Genomic DNA, 11,019 nt, shown 5'->3' with positions numbered 1-11,019 from the left:
CTTTAAATATTTTTAATTAAGTAAATTAGCAGGAAGTTGTATGATATTTTTAATAAGATTAAAAGGGGTTTTTAGGGTATCTGTTAAAATTTCGGTATGAAATTTAGGGTCATCTATACTTCCATCTATTTTTAAGTTTGTGCTAATTTCTTGATTTTTACCTAAAATTACATAATTTAAAATTGGAACCTTGGATATAGCTTCTGAAGCTGATTTTAAAGTTTTAAGCTCTAAACTAAAATCCACTGTATTTAATCTTAAATTTGCTGATCCTAAACCATATATATCTACACTATCGCCATTTAAATTAATAGCCAAAACACTTAAAAGATCTTTTTTCCTATTAAAAATAATCTTTCCATCATGCAAGCTTAAACCTTTTTGATTAAAAGTTGGAGATTTAAACATCAATAAACTTGGTACAGTATCAATAAAGGAAATAAGCTGATTTACACCTTTTAAATCCTTCACATAAGTGTTTTTAAAATCGATCTGTCCGTCAAAATACTCCAATCCACTTCCTTTTATACTTAAGTTAAACACTCCATCTTGAACAGCTTGTTTTTGTAAAAACTCATTTAAATAATTATCATCAATATTGCTAACGTTTAAATTTAAATCATTAGAAGAATAATAAAGATCAAATTTTGCATTTCCTCTAGAACCTTTAAGATCCAAAGCATTGCCTTTTAAATCAGCCTCTACCCTATCAAAAGCCAAAGTTTTATTAGAATCTGGCAAAATTAAAGCTACATTTGCTCCACCAAAACTAATATTTTGGGTATTAGTAGAAATATCAAATGTTGAATTTGAAGAGTTGGAATCTTTTCTATAAATATAACTTAAATTTTTCAAATGAATTTCTTTATTATCAGAACTTATTTTAGCACTTGCTGTATCACTTTGAGTATGAATTTCCATAACGCCTTTATTTTTTACAATATCAAAGCTATCATTTTCATAAGGAGTTTGACCGTTGATAAGTAAATTATTTTTAAAATAAGCATCATTAACGCTTGCATTAAAATCTTCGAAATTTAAAGTTTTATAATAAACATTTTTAGCATCGATAAACCCAAACTTTTTAAGCAATGGAGAAAATGAAAATAAAATCTTAGGATTACTAAGATTAGCCTCAAGTCCATCTTTAAAATTTAAAATCAAATTCCACTGAGGAATGCTAATGTTAACATTTTGCGAATAATCTAATTTTACTTCTACATTTTGATTTTTTAAATCTAAAAGCTCCCCATTGTCAAAATAAAGCCTTGAAATCTGAGTATTGAAATTTCCTTGCTGTTTTTGCAAGTCAAATTTAGCATTAAAATCAGCTTTTAAAAAGCCATTTTCAACACTAGCATTTTCTATATTTAAATTATTTTGATTTAATTTGACAAATGCTTTTGCAATATTAAAATCAGCCAAAGAAATACTAGCATTCTCTAAAGCTAAAATACCACTATAAAAAATTTCACCCTTATCATGAAAATCAATTTTAAGCTCTAAATCACTTTTAATTTTTCCGCTTTTTTGATAAAAAGGTAATGAAAAATGATAATCTTCCAAAGCTTTAGCAAGTTTTTCGTCAAATTTTAGATTATCAGACTTAATGCGCAAATAAATCCCAACTTTTTTTTCATCAAACAAATCATATAGATAAACCTTACTAGAACTTAAATCAGCACCATTATAGAAAGCTTTATTAAAGACAAAATCAAGCTTTTGTTTATTTAAATTTAAATCGAGTTTTGGAATTTCAATAGCATTCATTTTATCATCCAAGCGAACTTTGACATTATTAACATAACCTGATGCGCTAATATTGTCTAAATAATAATTATTTTTAGTAAAATCTATAAAGCCCTGCAAATAATCTAAATGATAAAATTCTCCCTTAGCCCTATATGCCATCCAAAGATTTAAACTCTGTGGAAGTTCTATTCTTTTATTAACTCTTTTAAAAATTTCCGTAATATTCCTAATGTTTAAATCTTCTATTTTATAAGCTAAATTTTTATCTTTGTAAGAAATACTTGCGTTAAAGTCAAATAATTCTCCACTTGCTCTACCTTGAAAATAATAAAACTCGCTCTTAGTATTGATACTTAAATTTCCATCAATATTTAAATCATAATCTTTTAATAAAAGTTTTTTAATATCAGCTATAAGTTCTTTATTTTGACGCTGTAATGTTAATTTTAAAAATAACAAATCATTATCTATAAAAAATTCATTATCTTTAAATAAAATACGCACATGATTATCTTTTATATTTAAATTTTGTATATCAATCTCTTCAACAAAAGTATATAGATATTTTAAATTTTTTGTTATTTTTAAAATCTCTGTTGAAGCATTATCAGAAGAGTGAGTTTGTGATGAAATTTCGGAATTTTGAGTCTCATTTATAGTGATATTTTTTGCTCGTACAATTAATTTTTTATCTAATTTAATATATAATTGTTCTAATTTTAAAAAATCAAATTGGATACTAGAGATGACAATCCCATTTTTAAGCACTATAAACAAAGCTAATATAAGCACAACAAAAAATACAACAATATATAAAATTTTCTTTTTCATACGCAACTTCTTTTTGATATTTATTTTGGGGATTTTTTATTATCTAACTCAGCCTTTAAAAAGCAATTCTGTGGTATTTATTCCCCAAGGTTCAATTTCTCAAATTATAACATATTTAAAGCAAAATAAATATCAGATGAGTAGTATTGATAAATATATTTTATTTTTTTTAGGACACCCTCAATCAGGCTGGATCAACATAGGTACAAAAGATTTAAATAGAGCTGAATTTCTACATAAACTCACTATTGCTAAAGCAGCACTTCAAACCATTACTCTTATCCCAGGGGAAACAAGTGTAATCTTTTTAGAACAAGCAGCCAAACAACTTGGACTTGATAAAGATATACTTTTAAAAGAATTTCAAGCTCAAGCTCCTTATGATGAAGGAGTTTTTTTACCAGAAACTTATAAAATCCCAAAAGGCATTACAGAAAATCTACTCATTCAAATGCTTTTAAACCATGCTGAAATTTCCAATAAAAAAACTTCTGAGAAAATTTTTGGGGATTATAATCCAAAAAAATGGCACCAATATATCATCATCGCTTCTGTAATACAAAAAGAAGCTGCCAATGAAAATGAAATGCCTATAGTTGCAAGCGTAATTTACAATCGACTTAAAAAAGGTATGAAGCTTCAAATGGATGGAACTTTAAATTATGGAATTTACTCCCATGTAAAAGTTACCCCACAAAGAATAAGACAAGATAATAGCTCTTATAATACCTATAAATTTACGGGATTGCCTAAAGAAGCGGTTTGCAATGTTTCTTTAGCTGCTATTCGTGCAGCTATTTTTCCTTTAAAAACAGATTATTTATATTTTGTGCGTGATAAAAATACTGGAGTTCATATTTTTAACACAAATATAGATGATCACAATAAAGCCATAAATTTACAAAAAGGAAAATAATTTGATATTTTTATGCAAAATAGTTAAATTGGAACAGTATTTGCTTGTTAATATTAAAAATTATAAAAAGGATAAAAAATGATTAACCCATTTAAGTCAAAAGAACTAGTCACTGGTGCTTTAGCGGGTAGAAATCTAAGAAATCAGCTCATCAATGCCAATCTTGCAAATGTTGATACTCCTTTTTATAAAGCAAGAGATATTGAATTTGAAACAGCTTTGGTAAATCGTGCAAATGAAATTTTTAAAAAAAATGATAATAAAGAATTGCAATTAGCCATAACCGAAGAAGGACATCAAAAACCTTGGAAATTTCCAGATCCTAGTAAATCTACTATTTACTTAAGAGACGGACATTTAGCAAGAAATGATGCAAATACTGTTGATCTAGATGTAGAAACCACAGAAATGAGCAAAAATACAGTTATGATAACAGCTCTTGATGGAGTTTTAAGAAGACAAAGCAATATCTTTAGTTCTATACTTGATGCAAGCTCTAAATTAAGTTAAAGGTAAATTATGGCATACTTAAGTGATTTTGATATTAGTGGTTATGGTTTAAGTGCTCAACGTTTTAGAATGAATGTTATTAGCTCTAATATAGCTAATGCAAATACTACAAGAACAGCTGAAGGTGGGCCTTATAGAAGACGCGAAGTGATCTTTAAAGCAACAGATTTTGATAAGCTTTTAAATGAGCAAATTAACAAAGATAATAATTTTTTAAAATATGAAAATCCTTTAAATGATCCAAGTTCGCCAGAAGAAGCTAAACCTGCTATTCAAAGTGTTGTAGTGGATAAAGTGGTCAGAGATGACAAAGATTTTCGTATGAAGTATGATCCAAGCCATCCTGATGCAAATGCTGAAGGTTATGTAGCGTATCCAAATGTAAACCCTGTCATTGAAATGGCAGATTTGATTGAAGCTACAAGAGCTTATCAAGCCAATGTAAGCGCTTTTACAAGTGCAAAAACTATAGCTCAAAGTGCGATTGATTTATTAAGAGGATAATAAAAAATGAACAATATTAATGATTTAAGATTAAATAATAATATTTCAAATACCAACAAAAGTCAAAATTCCACAGGAATTGGTGATGAATTTGCCAAGATGCTTAAAAATGAAATCGATGATTTAAATAAAGCACAAGAAAGTGGAGAAGCTGCAATGACAGACATTGCCACAGGACAAGTAAAAGATTTACATCAAGCAGCTATAGCTATCACTAAAGCTGAAAGCAGCATGAAATTTATGCTAGAAGTAAGAAATAAAGCGATCAGTGCTTATAAAGAAATCACAAGAACTCAAATTTAAACCCTAATGCAAGAATATAAAAAAAATAGGGTTTCAAAAGTTGCCTTTGCCTACTGCATGGCACTTTTGTTTATGATTATTTTTATCAGCTCTACTTTTTTTCTTACATCAAAACGTCATATACCTAACACTGAAAAAGATCAATACGCTCTTGCTCTAAGAGGATCGATTATAACCAAAGATAATTTTACTATCACAAGTTCTAAACAAATTTATCGCGCTGAAATTGATCTTAGAAGTATCAACAAAGATAAATTTGATCTATTTTTAAAGCTTTTTCAAATTTATAGTGGAATAAGTAACGATCAAGTAGCAGATATTAAAAAAAGAATGCAAAATCAAAAAAAACGCTCTTATAATTTTGTTCTTTTGCAAAACTTAGATTCCAAGCAAGCAAGCTACCTTAAAGATCTTGCTAAAAAACTTTATATACAAGGTTTTTTCAAAGCTTTTACAAATAACTCTGGAAGAGTTGAAACAAGAGGATTAAATATCATCGAACATGAAGAAGATAGAATTTACATGTCAAAAGATTCTTTTACTCCTATTATCGGTTATACCAAAATGATATTAGATCCAGAAAGTGGAATTTTAAAAAATATAGGAGTTAAAGGTTTAGAAAAATACTACGATGAATGTCTAAGTCCTGTTCAAAATGAAAAAATTCAAGGACTTAAAGATATAGGTGGAAATATTATTTTAAATCTAAATTCACTACAGCAAAAAAAGATCAATGGTTGTGATTTATATTTAAATCTTTCTTTAAAACTGCAAAAAAGCATAGAGAAAGCTATAGATCAAAGAAATGAGGATTTAAAAGCCAATGAAATCATCGTTGGGGTAATGGAAAGCAAAACAGGAAGAATTTTAGCTCTAGCAAGCTCAAGGCGCTATGATCCGCAAAATCGTGGAAAAGATCTATCAGTTCTTAATGCAAGCGCTATAGAATACGGTTATGAAGCAGGTTCTGTTATCAAACCTTTTATCTTTACAACAGCCTTAAGACTTGGTAAAATAAAAATGGATGAAGTGATTAATACTTATGGCGGTTCTTACAAGCTAGGACGTTTTACCATCAAAGACGATCACAAAATGGACAAAATGACTATGGAGGAAGTTATAAGATATTCTTCAAATATAGGCATGATACAAATTGCCAAAAGACTTAACAATATAGAAATCGTATCAGGGCTTAAAATATTTAAATTTGGCGAAAAAAGTGGTATTGATCTACCCTATGAACAAAAAGGAGAAATTCCAAATCCTAAGCGCTTAAGAGATATAGAAAAATCTGTTTTAAGTTATGGTTATGGACTTAAAACAACCTTTATACAACTCCTTGCAGCTTATAATGTTTTCAACAATGATGGGTTTTATATCACACCACGTTTAGCTGAAAAATTCTATCAAAATGGACGCTTTACAAATCTTGATGATGATGTAAAAAAAGAAAAAATTCTTTCTAGCGAAGCCGCTAAAACGATGCAAAATGTTCTTATAAATGTTATAGAAAAAGGAACAGGAAAAAAGGCAATTACACAAGGTATTATTGCAGGAGGTAAAACAGGAACGGCAAGAATAGCCGAAAGACAAGGTTACACCTCAAATCGCTACAATGCTTCCTTTTTTGGTTTTGCAAATGATTTAAATCACGCCTATACCATAGGAGTTCTCGTAAGACATCCTACTAAACCTTATAGTTATTATGCTGCACAAAGTGCTTTGCCTATGTTTAAAGATGTTGTTGATATTTTAATCAATGAAGAATTTCTAACGCCTATACAAGACAATAACCAAACTAGCACAAACAACTAGTTTGATATATCTTTAGAAAATATCACCTCAACAGCACCTATAAGTTCTTCGGCAATCTTAGCAGCAAAAGTTGTATCATTAAGTATTGAAATTCCTTCAGCTGTTGTGATTTTTCTTACTGAAATAAGATGTTCAACATTGCTTAAGGTTAAAGTATCGATTTCTTTTAAAATTTCTTTTCCTTTTTGAAGATTTTTAATAATCAAATAAAGCTTTTCACGATCTTCAACCACTCTAAGCTCTTCTATACTTCTTAAAAGCTCTCCTAAATTCGATCTAATTTTATTGTACTCTAAAGCCAAAAATTCATTAGAAGAACTAGAATATTTCTTAATATTTGCTTGGATAATTTTTAAATTTTTAGTTGTTTCGGCTAAATTTTTAGCTGCCATCTTAAAGGTAAAAATTTTATGATTCTTTGTTTCATCGTTAATATAAACTTGTGCTTTAGTTGAAAAATCGATAATAGCTTCAAAAAGAACCTTTATCCTAGTTTGATACAAATAGTCCAAATCCACATTTTTACTAAACCACTTTTTATTTTCTAAAATTTCTTTAAAACTTTTATCACTTTGTATATCTTTACGACTAAAACCTATAACATGAGCAACAATTGCATAGGTATTGTTATAAAGATGCTCGCTTTCTTTCCTTAAAGCTTCGATGGCTGTGTCACTAAACTTAACCAAACTACTATCAAGATATAAAGGCTTGTCTTTATTCTTATCTTTAGGAGCTTTTACTATCTTATTTAAAAAAAGAACAATTTGAGGAGTAAAGAATGAAAAAAGCACAACACCAATTAAATTAAACAAAGTGTGAAATAATGCTACTTTCAAAGCTATATCTTCTATGTTTAATACAATGGATAAAAAATTAAGAAAATGTATAAAATAAGGAAAAATAAGCACTATTAAAAAAGCTATACCAAAATTAAAAATACAATTTGCAAACGCTAATTTCTTTCCTTCAATATTGGTACTTAAAGAAGCTAAAGCAGCCGTTACAACCCCTCCAACACTAGTACCTAAAGTTGCTGCTAAGGAATTTTCCAAACTGATTTGTCCAGCAAGTAAAGCAGCAACAATAATAGCCATTGTAGCTGTGCTTGATTGTATAACTCCTGTAAGCAAAGCACCCAATCCTAAAAAAACAAAAACTCCTTTAAAACCAGCAAAATCAAAGCGAGAAAGATCAATTATATGTTTAAAATTTTCAAAACCACTTTTAATATAATCCACACCCAAAAAGAAAAATCCTATACCAATAAAAATATTACCCAAACCTTTTAAAACACTATCTTTTTGAAAGAAAAATAATACTCCAATAATCAAAAGTGGGATAGCTAACATTGAAATTTTAATATTTGTCAAACCAACAATCAGCCAAGAACTTGCCGTATTTCCTAAATTTGCTCCAAAAATAATCCCTATGCCCGCACCCAAAGAAATAAGCCCTGCACTCAAAAAAGAAATCGTAATAATAGAAACTAAAGTTGAAGATTGCATAATTAAAGTACTTAAAGTACCAAAAAGTATACTTTTCATCTTTGTATTGGTTGACTTTGCTAAAATTTTTTCAAGCAAACCGCCACTAAAAGCTTTAAAACCTATACCTAAATTAGTCATTCCAATAAGAAGTATTGCCACTCCTGCTAAAAGATTGGCAAGCTCGTCATAACGAATTAAAATAAAAATCAGAACTAAAGTAAAAATACTCCATGAAATAAATTTAAAATATTTTAAAGAATTTCTTTCCTCTTGCAATGCCTAACCTTTTAGTTTTTCAAATTCATTCATCAGAAATTCTCTTAAATTTTCAGCTTCTTCTTCGCCTTTTTCTAGATACTCAAGCAATAAATTTTCTAATTCCTTTAAAAAAGAAAAAAGTTCATTTTGCCAGATACTATCGTTTTTATTACTTAAATTCATGGTTTGTATGAAAGTTAATTCCCTGCTTAAATCCCCAAGTTTTTCTAAAAATTCATCTTTTTGATCAGAAATTTTTAATGCTAAATTAGCATTTTGGACATTTTCTTTAAATTCTCTGATTTTTTCATCGATTAAATCACAAAATTTCGGATAAATATCCATTTTAATAGGCTCTAAAAGAGTTCGCTCATCTATATTTAAAGTAAGCTTTTTAACAGCAAAATAAAGAGCCAAAAAAGACAAAGCTGCTATGAGTAAATAAATTCCTAGCATTAATAACCCTTAAGGGCTAGCATTCCGCCATCTAAATTAATGCTTTCAAGTCCCAATTTTTCAGCTATAAATTCAGCTGCAACCATGCTTCTATGACCACTACGACAAATAAAAGCAAGTTTTTTATTTTCATCTCTTTTACTTTGAAATTCATCTAAAAATTTAGCATTTAAAAGCCCTTTATTATCATATAAAGCCACACATTGCGCATTAGGTAAAATACCTTCTTCCCATTCTAAAGGAGTGCGCACATCAAAAATTTGATATGCGTTTAAATCTTGCTTTGTCCAAAGACTTGCAGGGATATTTTCTATCATGAAAAAGCCTTGTTGATGATTTTTGTAAGGCTTGCATTAAATTCAGCAGGATTATCCACGCCCATACCTTCGCTTAGTTTTGCCATATTTAAAACTAGGGTTGCTATATCTGCGCTAAAGGTTTCGTTGTTTTTAAGACCTGTAAAAATAGCGTGTTTTGGATTGATTTCTAAAATAGGTTTGAAATTTTGCTCTTGACCCATTTGTTTTAAGAGTTGCTGCATAGCAAAATCAGGTTTATTTTTATCATAAACTATACAACTTGGGCTATCTTTTAAACGACTGGTTAGTCTTACATCTTCAACTTGATCTTTTAGAAGTTCTTTAAATTTAGCTACAAGTGGAGCAAAAGTATTTTTTTCCTCATCGCTTAGTTCATTTTTATCTTCTACTTGATTGATGGCTACAAATTTCAAACCTTCAAATTCTAGCATAGGAGTTACTAAAGAATCAATCTCATCGTCCATGAGTAAAACTTCTATATTTTTTTGTTTATACTCTTCAAGTAAAGGAGAAGTTCTTAATAAACTTTCATTATTTCCTGCTATATAAAAAATTTCCTTTTGTTCGCCTTGAAGGTCATTTTTATACTCCTCTAAAGAGCGTAAATTTTCACCTTTAGTGCTTTTATAAAGCATGAGTTTTAAAAGACTATCTTTTTCTCCGCCAAAACCATAAAGTCCTTCTTTTAATACTTTACCAAAGGTTTTAAAGAAAGATAAGTATTTTTCTTTATCATTGTTTTTTAGTTTTTCAAGTTCACCTAAAATCTTTTTAACGCTAGCTTCTTTAACACCTTTTAAAATTTGATTTTCTTGCAAAATTTCACGGCTTACATTAAGTGGTAAATCTTCTACATCGATAATCCCACGCACAAAACGCAAATAAGTTGGTAAAAGTTCTTTATCGTCATCGCTGATAAATACGCGTTTTACATAAAGTTTTAAGCCACTTTGATAATCCACACGGAATAAATCAAAAGGTGCATTTTGTGGTATAAAAAATAAAGAATTGTATTCTAATTTTCCTTCACTTTTAGTGTGAAGATAAAGTAAAGGTTTGTTTGAATCATGAAAATTTTGCTCATAAAATCTTTCATAATCTTCTGCTTTAAGGCTTGATTTTTGCATTCTCCATAAAGCATTGGCTTTATTGATTTGAGAAATTTTAAGTTCAGTTTTCCCTTCTTCTTCGCCTTCTTTAGCAGGAGTAAATTCTTCTTTTTCCATGAAAATTGGAAATTGAATATGATTAGAATATTTTTCTATAATGCTTTCGATTTTATAAGTATTAGCAAACTCATCATCTTTTAAGTATAAAGTAATGCTTGTACCTTGTTCTTCTTTGCTTGCGTCATCAATCTCATAACCATTTGCATCAGAACTCCAAAGATAAGCTTTATCATCTAAAGCTTTTTTACTTAAAACTTCGATTTTACTAGCCACCATAAAAGCAGAATAAAAACCTACTCCAAATTGTCCTATGAGTTGAGAATCTTTTTTAGCATCACCGCTCAAATTTTCTAAAAAGCTTTTAGTACCGCTTTTTGCTATGGTTCCAAGGTTGTTGATAAGATCATCTTTATCCATACCTATACCATTATCACTAATGCTTAAAGTTTTTTTATCTTTGTCAATTTTGATTTCAATTTTAGGTTCGAATTTTAAGCTTTTATATTTATCATCACTTACGCTCAAAAAATTAAGCTTATCTAAAGCGTCGCTTGCGTTTGAAATAAGTTCTCTTAAAAAAATTTCTTTATTAGAATATAAAGAGTGTATCATAAGCTGTAAAAGCTGATTTACTTCGGTTTGAAATTGCATTTTAATCTCCTTTGTAATTTTTTAAAGTGGTATTTTAGCAAAAA

The 11,019-nt window shown here is 28.9% G+C and carries 10 protein-coding genes; 5 read left to right on the top strand and 5 right to left on the bottom strand.

Going from position 1 to position 11,019, the window contains the following annotated elements; translation table 11 throughout:
• Positions 1–12: 12 nt before the first annotated feature.
• Positions 13–2,583: a DUF3971 domain-containing protein gene (locus tag AJ887_RS07265; protein WP_070240566.1), complete on the bottom strand. Its 2,571-nt coding sequence runs from the start codon at positions 2,581–2,583 to the stop codon at positions 13–15.
• Between AJ887_RS07265 and mltG the strand changes: the two genes are divergently transcribed.
• The 5 genes from mltG to AJ887_RS07240 all read left to right on the top strand — a co-directional run bounded on the left by mltG (position 2,498) and on the right by AJ887_RS07240 (position 6,631).
• Positions 2,498–3,499, top strand: a complete 1,002-nt coding sequence (gene mltG / locus AJ887_RS07260) for an endolytic transglycosylase MltG (RefSeq protein ID WP_044778761.1) — start codon at positions 2,498–2,500, stop codon at positions 3,497–3,499. The genes AJ887_RS07265 and mltG overlap by 86 nt on opposite strands.
• A 78-nt stretch (positions 3,500–3,577) precedes the next feature.
• The gene (gene flgB, locus AJ887_RS07255) at positions 3,578–4,009 is read left to right on the top strand and encodes a flagellar basal body rod protein FlgB (RefSeq protein ID WP_002861254.1); all 432 of its coding nucleotides are present in this window, start codon (positions 3,578–3,580) and stop codon (positions 4,007–4,009) included.
• A 9-nt stretch (positions 4,010–4,018) separates the two neighbouring features.
• Positions 4,019–4,513, top strand: coding sequence for a flagellar basal body rod protein FlgC (gene flgC, locus AJ887_RS07250; RefSeq protein ID WP_002855235.1), 495 nt, complete (start codon positions 4,019–4,021; stop codon positions 4,511–4,513).
• Between the two features lie 6 nt (positions 4,514–4,519).
• Positions 4,520–4,816, top strand: coding sequence for a flagellar hook-basal body complex protein FliE (fliE, locus tag AJ887_RS07245; RefSeq protein ID WP_002856884.1), 297 nt, complete (start codon positions 4,520–4,522; stop codon positions 4,814–4,816).
• Between the two features lie 6 nt (positions 4,817–4,822).
• Positions 4,823–6,631 carry a peptidoglycan D,D-transpeptidase FtsI family protein gene (locus AJ887_RS07240; RefSeq protein WP_002880961.1) on the top strand — a complete coding sequence of 603 codons (1,809 nt, stop codon included), beginning with the start codon at positions 4,823–4,825 and terminating at the stop codon, positions 6,629–6,631.
• Here AJ887_RS07240 and AJ887_RS07235 read toward each other — a convergent pair.
• The 4 genes from AJ887_RS07235 to htpG are packed head-to-tail and all read right to left on the bottom strand — an operon-like array spanning position 6,628 to position 10,975.
• Positions 6,628–8,397 (bottom strand): Na/Pi cotransporter family protein, encoded by a 1,770-nt coding sequence (locus AJ887_RS07235; RefSeq protein ID WP_070240567.1) that lies wholly within the window; start codon positions 8,395–8,397, stop codon positions 6,628–6,630. The two genes, AJ887_RS07240 and AJ887_RS07235, sit on opposite strands and share 4 nt — an antisense overlap.
• A 3-nt stretch (positions 8,398–8,400) precedes the next feature.
• On the bottom strand, positions 8,401–8,835 hold the full coding sequence (locus tag AJ887_RS07230) for a hypothetical protein (RefSeq protein WP_044779932.1): 435 nt from the start codon (positions 8,833–8,835) through the stop codon (positions 8,401–8,403).
• A complete protein-coding gene (locus AJ887_RS07225) occupies positions 8,835–9,152 on the bottom strand; it encodes a rhodanese-like domain-containing protein (protein ID WP_002861250.1) in 318 nt (105 codons plus the stop codon). Before AJ887_RS07225 ends, AJ887_RS07230 begins: the two co-directional genes overlap by 1 nt.
• A complete protein-coding gene (gene htpG / locus AJ887_RS07220; RefSeq protein ID WP_070209768.1) occupies positions 9,149–10,975 on the bottom strand; it encodes a molecular chaperone HtpG in 1,827 nt (608 codons plus the stop codon). Before htpG ends, AJ887_RS07225 begins: the two co-directional genes overlap by 4 nt.
• Positions 10,976–11,019: the final 44 nt, after the last annotated feature.

It is taken from the genome of Campylobacter sp. BCW_6466 (assembly GCF_001762835.1).
Taxonomy (GTDB): Bacteria; Campylobacterota; Campylobacteria; order Campylobacterales; family Campylobacteraceae; genus Campylobacter_D; species Campylobacter_D jejuni.
Note: the sequence above shows the minus strand (reverse complement) of the source record. Positions and strands in the feature narration are given on the sequence as shown.